Origin of the sequence: Comamonas denitrificans, from assembly GCF_017368815.1 — a bacterium.
GTDB classification, from domain to species: Bacteria; Pseudomonadota; Gammaproteobacteria; order Burkholderiales; family Burkholderiaceae_C; genus Comamonas; species Comamonas denitrificans.
Window position 1 is genome coordinate 55,126 of the sequence record NZ_JAFNME010000012.1, and the last position, 16,481, is coordinate 71,606.

General features: G+C 55.9%; 15 protein-coding genes. 3 read left to right on the top strand and 12 right to left on the bottom strand.

The window, feature by feature from the left end:
- Window positions 1-37: 37 nt before the first annotated feature.
- Window positions 38-718: a class I SAM-dependent methyltransferase gene (locus J1777_RS07145; RefSeq protein WP_207575126.1), complete on the top strand. Its 681-nt coding sequence runs from the start codon at window positions 38-40 to the stop codon at window positions 716-718.
- A 49-nt stretch (window positions 719-767) separates the two neighbouring features.
- The gene (locus J1777_RS07150) at window positions 768-1,340 is read left to right on the top strand and encodes a class I SAM-dependent methyltransferase (RefSeq protein WP_207575127.1); all 573 of its coding nucleotides are present in this window, start codon (window positions 768-770) and stop codon (window positions 1,338-1,340) included.
- Here the strand turns inward: J1777_RS07150 and J1777_RS07155 are convergent.
- The 5 genes from J1777_RS07155 to J1777_RS14465 form a co-directional block, all read right to left on the bottom strand.
- Window positions 1,337-4,213: an O-linked N-acetylglucosamine transferase family protein gene (locus tag J1777_RS07155; protein ID WP_207575128.1), complete on the bottom strand. Its 2,877-nt coding sequence runs from the start codon at window positions 4,211-4,213 to the stop codon at window positions 1,337-1,339. The two genes, J1777_RS07150 and J1777_RS07155, sit on opposite strands and share 4 nt — an antisense overlap.
- A 74-nt stretch (window positions 4,214-4,287) precedes the next feature.
- Window positions 4,288-4,842, bottom strand: coding sequence for a dTDP-4-dehydrorhamnose 3,5-epimerase (rfbC, locus tag J1777_RS07160; RefSeq protein ID WP_207575129.1), 555 nt, complete (start codon window positions 4,840-4,842; stop codon window positions 4,288-4,290).
- Window positions 4,839-5,726 (bottom strand): glucose-1-phosphate thymidylyltransferase RfbA, encoded by an 888-nt coding sequence (rfbA, locus tag J1777_RS07165; RefSeq protein ID WP_207575130.1) that lies wholly within the window; start codon window positions 5,724-5,726, stop codon window positions 4,839-4,841. Before rfbA ends, rfbC begins: the two co-directional genes overlap by 4 nt.
- A 63-nt stretch (window positions 5,727-5,789) precedes the next feature.
- Window positions 5,790-6,689 (bottom strand): dTDP-4-dehydrorhamnose reductase, encoded by a 900-nt coding sequence (gene rfbD / locus J1777_RS07170; protein WP_207575131.1) that lies wholly within the window; start codon window positions 6,687-6,689, stop codon window positions 5,790-5,792.
- 30 nt (window positions 6,690-6,719) lie between these two features.
- Window positions 6,720-6,854 carry a hypothetical protein gene (locus J1777_RS14465; protein ID WP_278253496.1) on the bottom strand — a complete coding sequence of 45 codons (135 nt, stop codon included), beginning with the start codon at window positions 6,852-6,854 and terminating at the stop codon, window positions 6,720-6,722.
- Here J1777_RS14465 and J1777_RS07175 point away from each other — a divergent pair.
- Window positions 6,853-7,953: an MraY family glycosyltransferase gene (locus J1777_RS07175; protein WP_242700435.1), complete on the top strand. Its 1,101-nt coding sequence runs from the start codon at window positions 6,853-6,855 to the stop codon at window positions 7,951-7,953. The two genes, J1777_RS14465 and J1777_RS07175, sit on opposite strands and share 2 nt — an antisense overlap.
- Window positions 7,954-7,964: 11 nt before the next feature.
- Here J1777_RS07175 and J1777_RS07180 read toward each other — a convergent pair whose 3' ends face one another.
- The 7 genes from J1777_RS07180 to J1777_RS07210 all read right to left on the bottom strand — a co-directional run bounded on the left by J1777_RS07180 (window position 7,965) and on the right by J1777_RS07210 (window position 16,228).
- On the bottom strand, window positions 7,965-8,825 hold the full coding sequence (locus J1777_RS07180; protein ID WP_242700439.1) for a glycosyltransferase: 861 nt from the start codon (window positions 8,823-8,825) through the stop codon (window positions 7,965-7,967).
- A gap of 88 nt (window positions 8,826-8,913) precedes the next feature.
- The gene (locus J1777_RS07185) at window positions 8,914-10,230 is read right to left on the bottom strand and encodes a TolC family outer membrane protein (protein ID WP_242700436.1); all 1,317 of its coding nucleotides are present in this window, start codon (window positions 10,228-10,230) and stop codon (window positions 8,914-8,916) included.
- Window positions 10,231-10,284: 54 nt separating this feature from the next.
- Window positions 10,285-11,622: an HlyD family type I secretion periplasmic adaptor subunit gene (locus J1777_RS07190; RefSeq protein WP_242700437.1), complete on the bottom strand. Its 1,338-nt coding sequence runs from the start codon at window positions 11,620-11,622 to the stop codon at window positions 10,285-10,287.
- Between the two features lie 72 nt (window positions 11,623-11,694).
- On the bottom strand, window positions 11,695-13,449 hold the full coding sequence (locus J1777_RS07195) for a type I secretion system permease/ATPase (protein ID WP_207575136.1): 1,755 nt from the start codon (window positions 13,447-13,449) through the stop codon (window positions 11,695-11,697).
- A 47-nt stretch (window positions 13,450-13,496) separates the two neighbouring features.
- Window positions 13,497-15,221 carry a type I secretion system permease/ATPase gene (locus J1777_RS07200; RefSeq protein ID WP_207575137.1) on the bottom strand — a complete coding sequence of 575 codons (1,725 nt, stop codon included), beginning with the start codon at window positions 15,219-15,221 and terminating at the stop codon, window positions 13,497-13,499.
- Window positions 15,218-15,844: a hypothetical protein gene (locus J1777_RS07205; protein ID WP_207575138.1), complete on the bottom strand. Its 627-nt coding sequence runs from the start codon at window positions 15,842-15,844 to the stop codon at window positions 15,218-15,220. The genes J1777_RS07200 and J1777_RS07205 overlap by 4 nt, the downstream gene beginning before the upstream one ends.
- Before the next feature lie 138 nt (window positions 15,845-15,982).
- On the bottom strand, window positions 15,983-16,228 hold the full coding sequence (locus J1777_RS07210) for a hypothetical protein (RefSeq protein WP_207575139.1): 246 nt from the start codon (window positions 16,226-16,228) through the stop codon (window positions 15,983-15,985).
- Window positions 16,229-16,481 lie beyond the last annotated feature (253 nt).

The following is a 16,481-nucleotide window of genomic DNA, read 5'->3' on the forward strand; positions in this document are numbered from 1 at the left end:
TCTCACTTTAAACACAATACTCTTTTATATATAGATCATGAAGAACACCATTAATATAAGGCCTAGTCAGTTGCTTTCAATTGAGGACAACTTTCCAGAAGAGGTAAAATTTTTTATGCCTCCTGCACAAGGTGCAGGCTCATTAACCACACTTGAATCCATCTCACTTATTAAGCTTTTACGTATAACAAAAGCAAAAAGAATTTTTGAGTTTGGAACATATAAAGGCATTACAACACGATTGCTCTTAGAAAACTACCCAAACAGTTATGATCAAGAGCCCGTTATCTATACTCTTGATTTGCCCAATATCGAAGGAGTCGAATTTATTGCATCAGATAAAGAACATGCTTTAACATCTATAAAATCTCGAAGAAAATATATAGAATCAAAAAACAGCAATTTAGTTAAGCAGTTACTAACAGATTCAAAAAAATTCGATCCTTCCCCATATTTAAATAAATTTCAATTTATTTTTGTAGATGCTAATCACGAAGTTTCATACGTAAAAAATGATACTGAAAAAGCATTAGCCATGTTGGACAAAAACAATCCAGGCACTATTATTTGGCATGACTACAAAAGCAAAGACTTTCCAGAATTAACCAATTACATAGATAGCTTAGATATTGGAATGAATATTTATCATATAGAGAATACTATGCTTGCATTCTGTTTAATAGGGGTAGATGAGAAAAATTTAAAAAATAAAAAATAAATCAAAAAATATTACTCATATCGAATTATCAACTAACTTTTTTCTAAAAATGCCTCTACCATCTGAATTTGATAACCACCATATTCCAATTTCAAGAAAATTTATTGATGATATAAGAGAATTGTTTATTGATCAATATGTAAAACCAGGCGATTTATTGCTGGATATAGGAAATCAAGGAAAGTATAAAAAAGAAAAAAAATATCAATCTCACACTTTTGACATTACAAATACAACATCTCCAGATATTTTAGGAGATATAACAACATTTAACTCTAAGATTAATAACGAAACATATGATTCAGTCGTATGCACCGAGGTACTCGAGCATGTTGTAGATCCATTTTCCGCCATCGAAGAAATAAAAAGAATAACTAAAATTGGCGGCCATGTTCTTTTCACGACTCCGCTCAATGCCAGAATCCATGGTCCTATTCCAGACTGCTGGAGATTCACAGAGTTCGGGTTGAAAGTTCTCTTGCGCGATTTTGAAATGGTTTATTTTCAAAAGTTAGATACCCCAGGAAGAAATTTATTTCCTCTTCATTATGGATGCATCGTAAAAAAAATTACTGATAAAAAAAGTGATCCCAGAATTCTAAGCTTTCAAAAAATAGATTAAATAACAATCTTCTTCTCTTCATAAGAAATATCTTCATTTTTTATTTCGAAGTAAGTTGGCTTCTGGCCACTGCACCATTTACTCCAAATAATACAAATACTTTTTTCAAATCCATTGATTAAAGAATTCAGATCACTTATATAATTTTCAAGCATATGACTTCTTAAAGAAGATTTAATTTCCTTAGTAAGATGATTATTTTTCTTCAAAAACAATGCTTTAGCAACGAAATCTTCTTTATTATTAGCAACCAGATACTTACCCAGCCCAAGTCTATTATTAACAGCCGCACCTTGTGCGCTAGGATAAGTATCTCCAGCTAAAGTAAGCGTTGGAACGCCCATCCAGAGTGCATGTAAAGTTGTAGTTCCACCTGTATAAGGAAAAGTATCTAAACAAATATCCACTTGGTTGTGTAATTTAAGATATTCAATAAATCCAGATCGAGGATAAAAATAAAGCCGATCCTCAGAAATACCCTCTTCTTTAAACCACGCCAATAATTCTTCTGGAGCACCACCGCTTGGCATACCTGCCATTTGGAGTCGAGAATCAGGAATTTTTCGTAAAACGTCACACCATAAAGCTATTATCTCGCGGTTAATTTTATTCAACCGATTGAACGAACCAAATGTAATGTAATTATTATTAGACAACTCCTGTTTCAAATCAGGCAGTTCTCTACTTGCATCGAATGCATAAGACCTAGGAACTCTAATTATTTTTTCAGCAAATTGATTATTTATATTTCTATCTGGCAGTACTGTATTTTCTATAAAAATATAATCCATCGCCTTCAAGCCAGTCGTCCCAGGATAACCAATCCAGGTTATTTGAACAGGTGCTGGATGTCGAGCGAAAACCTTCAGTCGGTCCCCAGCAGTATGGCCACTCATATCCACTAGAATATCAATTTGGTCTTCCCGGATTTTTTCGGCTAATTTGTCATCTGACCACTGCACCACAGTGCGCCAGACATCCATGTTTTCTTTAATCCGCAGCATCGAATCATCGACCGCTCCATGGTTGGAATAGGCGTAAGTGATAAAACCTTCACGCTTGTGCAGTTCTTCAAAAAATGGAATGACAAACTTGGCGACTGCATGGTTACGAAAGTCGGCGGAAACAAAACCTATTTTTAAAGGACGGTCAATCACGCGGCTGTTGGTGTAGGTGGTGTATTCCTTGCCTTTCACCTCTTCTTCAATCAATTTACCGTAAGCACGGTGCTCTCGGTACAGCTCTTCGGGGGTGATTTTGGTGCTATGACTCAGGGCAAACAGCATGCTGCTGCGGGCATGGGAGAAGTTAGGAGCAACTTCCAATGCTTTGCGAAAGCATGCAATGGCATCATCAGCGCGGCTAAGGGAAAGGTTCACAATTCCTAAATTGGTGTGCAAGTGCGGAATATTGGGCAAGACTTTAATGCTGGCCTTAATTTCCTCCATAGCTGCTAAGGGATCTTCGGTGGCATTCAATGCAGCGCTAAGGGTAATATGGGCCGCAGCGTAATCTGGCTGGGCTTTGATTGCACGGCGCAGCCATTCCAATGCTTCATCTTCTTTTTTCTGCTGCACCAGGTTACGGCCAATTTCATACAGGCTTTCTGGGCTTTCATTGTCTATCTCTGCACAGCGCAGTAACCCGGCTTCGGCTTCGGCAAATCGACCATGCACTTCCAGTAAATGGCACAGGTTGCGCAGCGCCTGGGTGTAGCCAGGATGAATTTTTAAAGCTTGCCTAAAAGCATTTTCCGCAGCCCCCAACCGCTCTTGGTTGCGCAAGGTAACCCCATAGGCATCCAATAACTCTGCAGAATTTGGGCTTGCATCCACAGCGGCTTTAAAACAGACCAGTGCGCCGTCTTGGTCACCTTGTGCCCGCAATAAAGAGCCAAATTTTTCTAAAAAAATCGGATTGAATTTCTCTTTTTGTAAAGCTCTGGCGTAGCTGTGCAGGGCTTGTTGAATATTGCCTTGTTTTTGATAAAGCAGCCCCATTTTTCCGTGGGCAGGGGCTGACTGTGGATCAACACGCAGCACAGTTTCCAAAACCACCTGCGCCTTGTCGTCTTGGCCCAGCGCCAATAATGCATCAACCCACGCTATTTGCGCTGCCGTGTCTGTTGGCTGCAGCTGTGCGACTTGCTGGCGAGCGTGCAGTGATTTTTCTAAATTGCCACTGCGCTTTTCCGCCTCTGCCAATAATGTCCAGACTGCTGTCGCCTTAGGAAAGCGCTTGAGCAAGGTGGTCGCATGGAGGATGGTTCGATCGTATTTTTTTTGATTAAAAAGACTGAGTAATTGCTGTAAATCTGCCGTACCGGGATGGTCTGCAGCCGCGGTCGGTGCTGGCGCAGCTTGAGCCATCTCAGGTTCTGGCAATGGCGGGGCCTCTGCCAGTACCTTGGCAAGCAAATCATCTACCGATGCCTGGGCTAAGCGGATATCGCGCTGAAAAGATTCAATTTGCAAATCATTGAGGCCATAGTTGCTTGCAAGTGCCAGAACTTGTTCTGCCATTTCTGGCATATTGGCTTTAATGAGTGCATCGATATAACTAAACCAAAACTGAAGCTTGGTAGGGTTGTTATTCAGCGCAGCTTCAAAATAAGGCAGGGCTTTTATTGGCTCTAGCAATTGAACCGAATATAAAACCCCTAAATTATGCTGGGCATTTGCATCTTCTGGATTGTCTCGCAGAACAGCTTCGTACTGATCCCTTGCTTCTTCAAAGCGCCATTGCTGCTGCAGTTCAATAGCATGCTCGAGTTTATCTTCTGCTGAAGAATTTACATTGTCAAATTTTTTAACCTGTGGTTTCTTTTTAGCTAAAAAATTTTCGTTTTTGACAAGAGATTTTTTTTTATGCATAGAGCTTACTTTTATTTTTTAGTACGAAAACCCAAATAGGCTATAGATTCAAACACTGCATGTACTCTGATAATTCACACACCAGCCAAATCAGCATCAACAAAACGCGGCTGGCGTTGGTCTTTATCTGACAATAAGTAATCTACTGGCAATGCAGGCCAGGCAATCGCTAAATCTGGGTCATTCCAGGCGATGCCTCGATCGCATTCGGGTGCGTAATAGGCTGTGGTTTTATAGAGAAAATCCGCCGTGTCGCTGAGCACGACAAAGCCATGGGCAAAACCGGGAGGCAGCCACAGCTGTTTGTGGTTTTCGGCGGTGAGTGTCTCGGCCACCCACTGGCCAAAGGTGGGGGAATGGGGGCGAATATCGACGGCGACATCCCACACAGCCCCTTGCACGACCCGCACCAGTTTGCCCTGGGCGTGGGGGGGCAGCTGGTAGTGCAGCCCACGCAACACGCCCTGGCAAGAGCGGCTGTGGTTGTCTTGCACAAACTCGTAGCGGGTGCCGGTGGCGGCATCAAAGGCTTGCTGGTTAAAGCTTTCGGTAAAAAAGCCCCGGGCATCGCCAAACACTTTGGGTTCGAGCACCAGTACGTCGGCAATCGCGGTTTGCGTCACTTTCATCGCACATCCCCTTTCAAGCAGCGCAGTAGATACTGGCCGTAGCCGTTTTTCAATAAAGGCTGGGCCAGACGACTGACTTGTGCATCATCAATCCAGTGGTTGCGCCAGGCGATTTCTTCCGGGCAGGCTACTTTTAAGCCTTGGCGCTGTTCAATGGTAGCGATGAATTGACCGGCTTCTAACAGGCTGTCGTGCGTGCCCGTGTCCAGCCAAGCGTAGCCACGCCCCATCAGCTGCACATTCAGGGCGGATTTTTCGAGGTAGAGCTTGTTCAAGTCGGTAATTTCCAATTCGCCACGCGGCGAAGGTTGCAGTGCCTTGGCCAGTTCCACCACGTGCGCGTCGTAAAAGTACAGGCCCGTGACGGCGTAATGGGATTTTGGCTGTGCCGGTTTTTCTTCCAGCGACAGGACTTTGCCTGCCGCATCAAACTCGGCCACGCCATAGCGCTCGGGGTCTTGCACGTGGTAGGCGAAGACGGTGGCACCGTGGGTTTGGGCATCTGCCGCTTTTAAGAGGGGCTGCAGGCTATGGCCGTAAAAAATGTTGTCCCCCAACACCAAAGCCGAAGGGCTGCCCGCTAGGAACTGCTCACCAATCACAAACGCCTGCGCCAAGCCATCCGGGCTTGGCTGCACGGCGTACTGCAGCGACAGGCCCCATTGGCTGCCATCGCCCAAGAGCTGCTCAAACCGGGGGGTGTCTTGGGGTGTGCTGATGATTAAGATTTCCCGAATCCCCGCCAGCATCAGCGTGGATAAGGGGTAGTAAATCATGGGCTTGTCATAGACGGGCAGCAATTGTTTGCTAATTGCCAGGGTGGCCGGGTGCAAGCGGGTGCCAGAGCCGCCAGCCAGGATGATGCCTTTGCGTTGAGAGTGCATAGAGTAGATAACTATTAATTGAACAGCTTGTGCCGCTGAATTTATAAGGATTTCAGGACTTATTTAGTTTGAAATCATGATTTCATCAAGCATTCGAGCTACGCTTTTTTCCCAATGCGGGAGTTGAAGACCGAAGGTCGTTTCTAACTTGGTGCAATTGAGCCGCGAGTTAAGCGGGCGCTGCGCCGGGGTGGGGAAGGCGCTGGTGGCGACCGGTGCAATCTCTTGCACCTGCCACGGTCGCGCAGGTGCCAGGCGGCGGGCCTGCGCAATCACATAGCTGGCATAGCCATGCCAATGGGTTTCACCGCTGGCGGTGCAGTGGTACAAGCCGCCATCCTGCGGGTGGCGTTGCAAGTGGGCAATGGCATGGGCGGTGATATCGGCCAGCAACTCGGCACTGGTGGGTGCGCCCCACTGGTCGTTGATAACGGCCAAGCGCTCGCGCTCACTGGCCAGGCGCAGCATGGTTTTGGCAAAGTTATGGCCCCGTGCGGCATACACCCAGCTGGTGCGCAAAATCAAATGCTGGCAACCAGACGCTTGGATGGCCTGCTCCCCCTCCCACTTGGTCTGGCCATAGACCGACAGCGGTGCAGGCGCATCGGCCTCTGTCCAGGGGCGGCTGCCGCTGCCATCGAACACATAGTCTGTGCTGTAGTGAATCAGCCAAGCGCCCAGGCGGGCCGCCTCCAGGGCAATCTGCCCTGGCGTGGTGGCATTGAGCACGCGCGCGCGCTCGGGCTCACTCTCGGCCTTGTCCACGGCCGTGTGCGCCGCCGCATTGACAATCACGTCCGGCTGCAGCGCCCGCACCGTGGCCAGCACGCCCTCGGTGTTGGCAAAATCGCCGCAGTGCTCCGTGCCGTCCCAATCGACCGCCGTTACCTCGCCCAGCACGGCCAGGCTGCGCTGCAACTCCCAGCCCACTTGGCCGTTTTTACCGAAAAGAAGAATTTTCATCACCATGGCTGTTTAATACCGCAATATGTTTTAGAAGGTGTTGGCACGTTGCGTGCAGCAGTGCGAACGATTGTAGTGGGCCGCTTCGCGCTGAACCGCAGCAACACCATCCATGGGAGAATCAGCCCTTTTTTTTATTTCTCTTTTTTTGGCCAATCCATCCATGCTTGAGCTCTTTCGCTACGATGCCCTGATGGCAGCTGCGGCCTCCTTGTGTACCTGCATTCTCTTGGTGCTAACCAAGTCTTGGCACGGCAGTTTTTCCATCGACAGTACCGATGGCATACAAAAATTTCATACCCAGCCCACCCCCCGCATCGGCGGCATCGCCATCGCCGTAGGGGTTCTGGTCGGCTTTGCCGCCTCCAGCCACGACCCTGCCGCAGCGGAAAAACGCGCCATCCTCAGCGCTATCTTGCTTGCAGGCATGCCCGCTTTTATTTTTGGCCTGCTCGAAGACCTGACCAAACGCGTCTCGGTGCGTGCGCGTCTGCTGGCCACCATGGCCTCGGGGATATTGGGCTGGGGCATTACCGGGGTGGCACTGACCCATGTGAACGTCCCTGGGCTCGATTGGCTGCTGGGCTTTACCGCGATTTCGGTGCTGTTTACCGCGTTTGCCGTCGGTGGCGTGGCCAATGCCATCAACATGATTGATGGCTTTAATGGTCTGACCGCTGGGGTGGCCCTGATTATGTTGGGCGCTTTTGGCCTAATTGCCCGCCAGGTGGGCGATATTGCCCTGGCTTTTTCCTGCCTGGTGATGGCTGCTTCGGTCGCAGGATTTTTTGTGGTCAATTGGCCACGCGGCAAGATTTTTCTGGGGGATGGCGGAGCGTACTTTCTGGGCTTTGCGCTGGCCTGGATTGCTGTGCTGCTGCCCGAGCGCAACGCCAGCGTCTCGCCGTGGACCAGCCTGCTGATTTGCGCCTACCCCATCACCGAGGTGGGTTTCAGCATCTACCGCAGGCGCTTTCTGCGTGAGGGCTACCCGGCCACCCAGCCTGATGCTGTGCACCTGCACTCGCTGGCCAACCGCCGCTGGGCCAAAAAGCTCTGGCCCAATGCTTCGCTGACCACCCAAAATGGCATGACCGCACCGCTGTTGTGGCTCTATGCCCTGTTGCCGTGCAGTGCCGCCGTGTTTTTTTACACCAGCTTCTTGGCTACGTTGGGGGCCTTGGTCGTCAGCTTTGTCTTTTATCTGCTGATGTACCACAAGCTGGCATTTTTCCGCTGGTTGCCACGGGGCAAGCAAGACTAGCGGCCACGTTTTCAGTAAATGCCCAGCAGCAGCAGGCCCAGCAGCAGCCAGGCATCGCGGCGACGGCGGCGCAGCTGGTAGAAGTTGCGGATCAAAAACCAGCGCTGCTGCAAGCATGCCGCCTGCTGCGGTGCCACCAGGCGTGCGATGGCCAGCACCTGCCGACGAAACCAATGCGAGCGCAGCAATGCCCAGCGCTTGCGGTAGGCGCTCAAGCCGGCGTTGATGCCCACTTGGTTGCTGGCATGCTGGCGGTAATGCATGCTGGGCACCGGGTCGATGTACCAGCGCAACCCCTGGGTGCGGCAGTAGGCATACACCAGCCAGTCATGCAAATCGACCGCCCGCAAGGCGTGGGCATTGGCACGCACCCAAGGCTGCAGCTGGGCCATCGCGCTGGCACCCAGCACGTAGGTACAACCGGGGCCAGCCGCCTCAAAAAAATAATCCAGTGTCTTTTGCGGCTGCGCTTTGTCGATCAACTGGCTGCGCCCATCGTCCCAAACCGCCAGCACATTCGAGGAATACACCGCGCAGGCTCCAGAGGCCAGGCGCTGCCAGGCCCGCTGCAGCTTATCTGGCAGCCAAATATCGTCTTGGTCGGCAAACGCCACCGCATCAAAGTTGGCGCAGTCCACCTGGCACAGCAGATGAAAAAAGTTGGCCCCCGCACTGCCCAGTCGGCCCGCATCGGGCAGCAGCGTGACGGCAGGCTCGGCCTGGCTCAAGGCCTGCACCCAGGCACGCGTCCCATCGGTTGAAGCATCGACACTGATGAACAGCGCCACCTGCACCCCTTGCTGGGCCAGAATGCTCTGCACCTGCTGCTGCAGCCATGCCATGCCGTTGTAGGCCGCCAGCAGCACCGCCATGCGGGGCACAGAGGGCGCAGAAAACGCCCCAGAAAACGTCCCAGAAAACGTCCCAGGGGATAACGACGTAGCCGCCACCGCGCTGGCCTCAGCCTTGCGTCTTCAGCCAGCGATTGACCGCATCCACATTGGCCATGCGCTCCTGCCCCGCCAGCATTTGCAGTTTGAGGTGGGCCAGCACATAGCCATAGCGTGCCTGTGCCAAATCGCGCTGCGCCACCGTCAGCTGCTGCTCGGCATTGAGTACATCCACCGTCGTGCGCGCGCCGGCTTGCAAAGATTTTTGGCTGGACAGCAGCGCCTGCTGCGCGGAGCGCACCGCTTGCTCCAGGGCCGCAATGCGCAGCACGCCCTCGGTCATGGCGCTGAACTGCTCATACACCTGGTTGCTCAAATCGCGCTGCGCAGCCTCCAGCGTTTGCTGCATGCGCTGCACCTCGGCCAAGGCCTGGCGCACCGTTGAGCTCACATAACCGCCAGAGTACAAAGGCACATTCAATTGCACCCCCACGTACTTTTGCTTGTACACCGTGTTGATGCTGGTCACAGAATCACTGTCCGAGCGGGACACCGTGGCCACCACATCCAGCGTCGGCTTGTGCCCGGCCTGGGCTTTGTCCACCTCGGCCTGGGCAGCCCGCAGGCGCGCGCGCAGCGCCTGCAATTGCGGGCTGCTCTCTTCGGCCAAGGCAATCCATTGCTCGGCACTGGTGGGGACGGGCGCACTGGGGGCAAAGCGCTGGGTATCCAGATCGGCCAGTTGCACCAGCTGCGCCACAGGCACCCCCAGCAGCAAGGCCAAACGCCGCCGCGCCAAATCCAGTGCCTGCTGGGCCTGCAGCACCTGCGCATGCGCCAAATCCATGCGGGCTTGGGCCTCATCCACATCGGTGCGCATGCCCACCCCGGCGGCAAAACCCTTTTGCGCCGATTGCAACTGCGCCGCAAACGCCGTCTTTTGCGCACTGGCCAAATCCAGCTGCACCTGCCCCAGCAGCGCATCAAAGTAGGCTTGGGCGACCCGCTCCAGCAAGTCATTTTCATTGACATCGAGCACCGCATCGGCATCCTGCACCTGTGCCCGGGCCTGTTTTATCTGCGCCAATATAGCGGGTCGATAAAGGGGCTGGCGCAGCTGCAGCGCAGCATTATTGCTATCGTAATAACGCTCAGAGACCGAACGCTGCCCCAGCATATTGGCCGTCTGCGACTCCAGGTGGTTGCGGTTTTGGCCCGCGCTCAAACTCAGGCTGGGCCGCCGTTGGGACAGCGCCTGGGGCAAGCGTTCCTGCGCTGCCTGGGCTGCGGCGCGCTCGGCCAAAATCGTCGCATCGTGCTGCAGGGCCGCCTCGTAGGCGGTTTTAAAATCCAGCGCCCAAGCAGGATTTGCATGAAAAGCCGTCAAAACCAATGTGGATAAAGCGGTTACAGCTATATTTTTTGAAAAAATCATCGCGCATCACTCCTCAGTCATCGACGCCGCCATGCGCTTGAGCAGCGGGTGCAACAAATACACCAGCATGCTGCGCTCGCCGCCTTTGAAGATCACCTCCACCGGCATGCCGGGGTGCAACTGGCGGTGGCCCAGCTCCTTCAGGCCTTCGCCCGTCACCTGCACTCGGGCCAAGTAATAGGTCATGCCCGTGTGCTCGTCCTTGAGCAAGTCCCCAGAAATCGACACCACCTGCCCCTGCACCACCAGCTGTGGCGAGTTCACGAACGAAGAAAAGCGCACATCCACCGGCATCTGCGGTTGCACACGGTCAATCATGTGCGGTGGCACCTGCGCCTCCAGCAGCAACGGGGCCCCCTTGGGCACGATGTCCATGATCTTTTGGCCCGGCTGCACCACACCGCCTTCAGTCTGCACCGCCAGCCCCACCACCTGACCGGCAGCCGGCGAACGAATCTCCATGCGCTCCAAATCATTGCTCACCGCGCGATAGCGCTCACCCTGGGCCAGCACCTGGCGGTTGACCTCGGCCAGCTGCGTTTCCACCTCTTTGCGGTACTCCTGCTGGCGCGAAACGATGCGCTGCTGCAACTCGGCAATGCTGCTGGTGGTGCGCAGCGCATTGCCTTGCAAATCGGCCAAGGCCGAGCGGATATCCGCCTGCTGGCGCTCCAGCTCGCGCTGGCGATTGTGGGGGGCGTAGCCCTCTTGCACCAGCTCGCGCAGGGGGGTCAGCTCCTGCTGCAGCAGGGCCAACTGCGCTTGGCGATTTTGCTCAATGCTCTTGTAGGACTGCTGCAGTGCCCGCTGGCCAGCCACCCCTTCTTTGAGCGACTGAATATCTGCCTGCAACTGGGCGCGGCGGGCGCTGAACAGCTGCGTTTGGTTTTGCAGCTGCAGCTGCAGCTGGGCATCTTGCTTGGCGGCCTCCAGCAACTCCGGGGCAAACTCCACCTTGGGGTGGCCCTGCTGCTCGGCAATCAAGCGCCCTTGCGTTGCCAGCAGCGCAAAATAGCCTTGGCGCACATCGGCATAGTTGGCCTTGGCCACGGCATCGTCCAGGCGCATCAGCACCTGATCGGCCTGCACCTCATCGCCTTCGCGCACCAGCACCTGTTTGACAATGCCGCCGCTCAAATGCTGCACCGCCTTGCGCTTGGTATCCAGCGCCACCGTCCCCGTGCTGGGTACGCCCTCATCCAGCGGCGCAAAAATTGCCCAGATTAAAAACCCCACAAACGCAATGCCCAAGGCCCATAAACCAATGCGCCCGGCCCGCCCCAAATCCTGGGCAGCGCCACCCTCTTGGGGCGCATCCAGCGCTGCCACTGCTGTATTTTGCATAGAAGAATCTGCCATTTTTCAACCTAAAACTGAACTGTTATCTCATCCAAACCAGGGCATTGCCGCGCCGCCTCACGCGCCTGCTGCGGCCGCATCCGGCGCTGCAGCGGTCACTTGTGCCTGGGCCGGGGCCTGGGCTGGCTGCGCCGCGCGCAAGGCCGCCAACACGGCGTCCCGCGGGCCCTGGGCCTGCAGCACCCCATCTTTCAAAATCACCACGTTATCGGCCACCGCCAAAATGCCCGGCCGGTGCGTGATCAGCACCACCGCGCTGCCCCGGGCACGCAGGGCCTGCACCGCTTGCACCAGTGCGGCCTCGCCCACATCGTCCAGGTTGGCGTTGGGCTCATCCAGCACCACCAAGGCCGGCTGGCCATAAATGGCCCGCGCCAAGCCAATGCGCTGGCGCTGACCGCCCGAGAGCAGGTTGCCTGCTTCCCCCATCGACGTGTCGTAGCCCTTGGGAAAGCGCAGAATCATCTCGTGCAGCCCCGCGTCCTTGGCCGCGGCAATCACCTTCTGCGCATCCACCTCGCCCAAGCGGGCAATGTTTTCGGCAATCGTGCCCTCAAACAGCTCGATGTCTTGGGGCAAATACCCAATATAGGCCCCCAACTCATCGCGGTTCCACCCCTGGATCGGGCGCTCATCGAGCAACACCTCCCCCGCCATCTGCGGCCAAATCCCCAAAATGCACCGCGCCAGCGTTGATTTGCCCGACCCCGAGGGCCCCAACACCACTGTCACCGAAGCGGGCTGCACCTGCAAGCTCACCCCCTTCAAAATCGGCTCCTTGCGCTCGGGCACCACGGCCACCACATCGCGCAGCGTCAATGCCCCGGTGGGTGGCACCCGGGTCAGCGCCGGATCGCGCTCGGGGTTTTCGCGCAGCAGCGCCTCCAGGCGGGCAAACGCCCCCTTGGCCAGCGACATCCCCCGCCAGGCCCCCACCAGCAAATCAATCGGGGCCAGCGCCCGCGTCATCAGCATGTTGGCAGCAATCATCGCCCCCGGTGACAACTCACCTTGCACCACCAGCAACGCCCCGGCCCCCAGGGCCAGCGACTGCTGCGTGTAGCGCACAAACTTGCTCACCGCCTGCATGCGGTGCTGCTGCTCCTGCGCACCGCCTTGCAGCTGCAGCGTCTGCCCATGCAAACGCTGCCACAGCGCGCGCAAGTTGGGCAGCATCCCCATGGGGTAGAGCACCTCTGCATTGCGCAGCTTGCTTTGCAGAAACTGCGCCTCAGCGCCCACGGCCTGCTGCGCCGTCTGGGCCGGTGCCACTGTGTGGCGCTGCCCCAGCCACACCAACCCCATTTGGACCAAGGCAAAAAAGATCGCCACAAACCCCAAAAACGGGTGCAGCATGAACACCACCACCAGGTAAATCGGTGCCCAAGGCGCATCGAACAGCGCAAAAATGCCCTGCCCCGTCAAGAACTGGCGCAGCTGCACCAAGTCACCAAAAATCTTGCCGGTGTGGTCCCCGCTGTCACGCAAATTGCTCTGAAAACTGGCGTTAAACACCCGCGTACTGAGCATGGCATCAAAACGCACCCCGGCACGCACCAGCACCAGCGAGCGCAACCACTCGGCGCACGCCCCCATGATGAACAGCGCCAGCGTCAGCAGCGACAGCATGATCAAAGTCGTGCCGCTGTGGCTCATCATCACCCGGTCAAACACCTGCAACATGTACAAAGTAGGGGCCAACATCAGCACGTTGATCACCATGCTCAACGCCCCCGTCGTCCAAAACTCACGGCGAAACGCCCACAGCGCCCGCGTCAGCTCAGAGCGCGCAAAAAAACCTGAAACTGCCATCACATAAAGCCTTATTTCTTCTGCCAGAACCGCACCTGGGCCACGCCTTACGCCGCCTGGCGCGGGGCCACCGCCGCCTGCTGCAGGGCCGCCAGCACCTCATCGCGCGGGCCAAACGCCTGCTGCACACCATCGCGTATCAGCAGCATCTTGTGCGCCACCCCCAGCACGCTGGTGCGGTGCGTAATCACCACCACCGTGGCCCCACGGGCGCTGGCCTGGGCAATGGCGCGCGCCAGGGCGGCATCGCCCTCATCGTCCAGATTGGAGTTGGGCTCATCCAGCACAATCAGCGTCGGTGCGCCGTACAGCGCACGCGCCAGTCCAATGCGCTGGCGCTGCCCACCCGAGAGCCGCACCCCTCCTGGCCCCACCACCGTCTCATAGCCCTGGGGCAGCGATTCAATCAGCGCATCCACCCCCACCGCTTGGGCAGCGGCACGCACCTTGTGCATGTCCACCTCGCCAAAGCGGGCGATGTTCTGCGCCAGCGTTCCTTCCAGTAGCTCCACGCCCTGCGGCAAATAACCCACATGGGGGCCGAGCTCGGCCTTGTCCCAGCTGAAAATATCCACCCCATCCAAGCGCACCTTGCCCGAAGCCGCAGGCCACAGGCCCACCAGCAACCGCGCCAGCGTGCTCTTGCCCGAGGCCGATGGCCCCACCACCGCCAGCACCTCGCCCGGCTGCAGGGCAAACGCCACCCCGCGCACAATCACCCCAGGACTGCCGGGGGCCCCCGCCATCAACTGCTCCACCTGCAGCACGCCACGCGGCGCTGGCAAAGCCATGTTCTCGGGGTCTTTGGGCACCGCCGCCAGCAGCGCCTCCAGGCGATGCCACGAATCACGCACCCCAATCACCGCCTGCCACTGGGCCACCACCTGCAACAGGGGGGCCAGCATGCGCCCGCCCAAGATGGAGCCGACAATCATCATCCCGCCGCCGCCATGCAACTCATTGTTCAGCAGCAGCCAAGAGGCCAAACCCAGCAGCAAAGAACTCAAGGTGCTCTGCAACAACTTGCCCAGCGCCTGAAACCCACCCGCGCTCTCGGAAGCCTGGGCCTGTAAATTCAAAAACTCGCGCTGCTTTTGCACCCAGCGCTGGTGCGTGGCACGCAGCATGCCCATGGCGGCAATCACCTCGGCATTGCGCAACGTGCCATCGGCATACTGCTGCGCCTGAAACGCCTTTTGGTTGGCCTGCATCAACGGCTGCTTGGTGCGCCGCTCATTCCACAGAGCCACCAGCGTCTGGGCAATACCAAACACCACCGCCGACCAGCCCAGCCACGGGCTGATCAAAAACAGCAACACCGCCATCAAAATCGCCACCGGCGCTTCCATGATCGCCAGCAAGGCCGGAGAAAACAAAAAATCGCGCAGCTTGGCAAAGTCCTGCAGCAGCTGCGCCGTGCCACCGGGCACATTGCGCAGCTTGGCGGCAAACACCGCATCAAACACCCGCGTACTCAGCAGCGCATCAAAACGCTGCGCCGCCGCACGCATCACCTCGGCTCGGGCCCACTCCAGCAATTCCATCAGCGCATACGCGCCCAGCACCACCACCGTCAGCCAAAACAGCGTGCCGTAGCTGCGGCTATCGACCACCCGGCTGTACACCTCCAGCATATAACCCGACGGGGCCAACACCAGCACACTGGCAAACAGACTGAACCAGCCCGCTCGCGTAAAAAATGGCCGCAGCTGCACCAATGCAGCACGCAACTCGGGGCCCTGTGCAGGCGCTTGGAATTTCTGTGCGCTCATACCACCTCATCTACCATGACATATTCCGGCAACTCACCCGGCTGGGGCAGCGGCAGCGCACTGGCACCGTCTTGCTCCTGCTGGTGGTCCACCAATAAAAAAACCAGCGCAAAGCTGGGCACCCCGGATGCACTGGCCTGCCCCTGCTGCAGCACCACCTCACGCAACTTTTGCTGGGCAAAGCGCTGCTGCACCTCAGGGGCCAGCGCCAACTCAAAGCGCATGCGGCCATCCAGGGTGAACATCGACAACTGCCCCGCTTTGATACTCAGCGTGTGCCGATCGAAATACACCGGACTGTTCGCACCAAAGCGCAGCAGCGGCAAAGGCCGATCGCCCAACTTGTCCAAATGCAGCGGACTGCTTGGGCTTTGAAACACCAAACGGCAGGTGCGCGAGACCGAATAAATCGCGTTGCACACCATCTGCGACCCCATCTGCGGAAACGCCTCGCGCAGCTGCCGGTACGCCAAATGGTGCAACGCCACCCGGTTCCACACCCGCGTCTGCTGCACCAAGGGCGCCAGCGCGTTGCACAGCTGCGCAAACCCTTGCTGCAACTGCAGCAAACGCTGCACCTGGGCCGGGGTGGTTTCAAGGGGAATACGAAGAAGGGCATCCATAACAGGGCGCGAGTGTAGCAGCGCCTCCTATATGAAATTCATATAAGAAGGTAAAAAAACAAAAAAAGGGCCGCCTTTGTGCAGCCCATCGCCCCATTACCCCGATTGCCCCTCCATGAGCCATCTATTCGCCATCCATCACCAACCCAGCAATAACACATTCAGCCCGGCCATGGCCGCATCGGGCACGCCCACCACATCAATCACCGCCACCACTTGTGCCGCATCTGCTGTAGCTCCCCCCTCTGCACTTGGCTGGGCCAAATGCAAATACGCCCCCGGTGCCACTGGCTGCCAGCCCAAAGCCTCGGCCTGCAGCATGCGCAGCTCCTGCAGTTCAGTGGGCCAGTCGAGTAAATCGGCGTGCATCTTGTATTCAGCCATCAACGTCTATGGTGCGCCGCACCAGCAAGAGAAAAGAAAGGGCTCGCAATCTACCACAGCCGCCCCCTGCGCGGCAGCCCGCCGGTATCTCTGCCCATGCGGATACCCCACAAGCAGCGCACACTAACCAGATGACCCCGTGCCACCCAGCGGGCACAATGCCTGTGCCCAGTACGCACGAGTACGTAAATTGCCCGCGCTTACATGCGCTTACGCACGCGCATCTGCGCGGTTTTTATGATGTTGGTTCGCC

Bases quoted from the DNA above. Each gene is read 5' to 3' on its own strand.
- J1777_RS07145 (WP_207575126.1), top strand. From the start codon at position 38: ATGAAGAACACCATTAATATAAGGCCTAGTCAGTTGCTTTCAATTGAG.
- J1777_RS07150 (WP_207575127.1), top strand. From the start codon at position 768: ATGCCTCTACCATCTGAATTTGATAACCACCATATTCCAATTTCAAGA.
- J1777_RS07155 (WP_207575128.1), bottom strand. From the start codon at position 4,213: ATGCATAAAAAAAAATCTCTTGTCAAAAACGAAAATTTTTTAGCTAAA.
- rfbC (WP_207575129.1), bottom strand. From the start codon at position 4,842: ATGAAAGTGACGCAAACCGCGATTGCCGACGTACTGGTGCTCGAACCC.
- rfbA (WP_207575130.1), bottom strand. From the start codon at position 5,726: ATGCACTCTCAACGCAAAGGCATCATCCTGGCTGGCGGCTCTGGCACC.
- rfbD (WP_207575131.1), bottom strand. From the start codon at position 6,689: ATGAAAATTCTTCTTTTCGGTAAAAACGGCCAAGTGGGCTGGGAGTTG.
- J1777_RS07175 (WP_242700435.1), top strand. From the start codon at position 6,853: ATGCTTGAGCTCTTTCGCTACGATGCCCTGATGGCAGCTGCGGCCTCC.
- J1777_RS14465 (WP_278253496.1), bottom strand. From the start codon at position 6,854: ATGGATGGATTGGCCAAAAAAAGAGAAATAAAAAAAAGGGCTGATTCT.
- J1777_RS07180 (WP_242700439.1), bottom strand. From the start codon at position 8,825: ATGGCGGTGCTGCTGGCGGCCTACAACGGCATGGCATGGCTGCAGCAG.
- J1777_RS07190 (WP_242700437.1), bottom strand. From the start codon at position 11,622: ATGCAAAATACAGCAGTGGCAGCGCTGGATGCGCCCCAAGAGGGTGGC.
- J1777_RS07195 (WP_207575136.1), bottom strand. From the start codon at position 13,449: ATGGCAGTTTCAGGTTTTTTTGCGCGCTCTGAGCTGACGCGGGCGCTG.
- J1777_RS07200 (WP_207575137.1), bottom strand. From the start codon at position 15,221: ATGAGCGCACAGAAATTCCAAGCGCCTGCACAGGGCCCCGAGTTGCGT.
- J1777_RS07205 (WP_207575138.1), bottom strand. From the start codon at position 15,844: ATGGATGCCCTTCTTCGTATTCCCCTTGAAACCACCCCGGCCCAGGTG.
- J1777_RS07210 (WP_207575139.1), bottom strand. From the start codon at position 16,228: ATGGCTGAATACAAGATGCACGCCGATTTACTCGACTGGCCCACTGAA.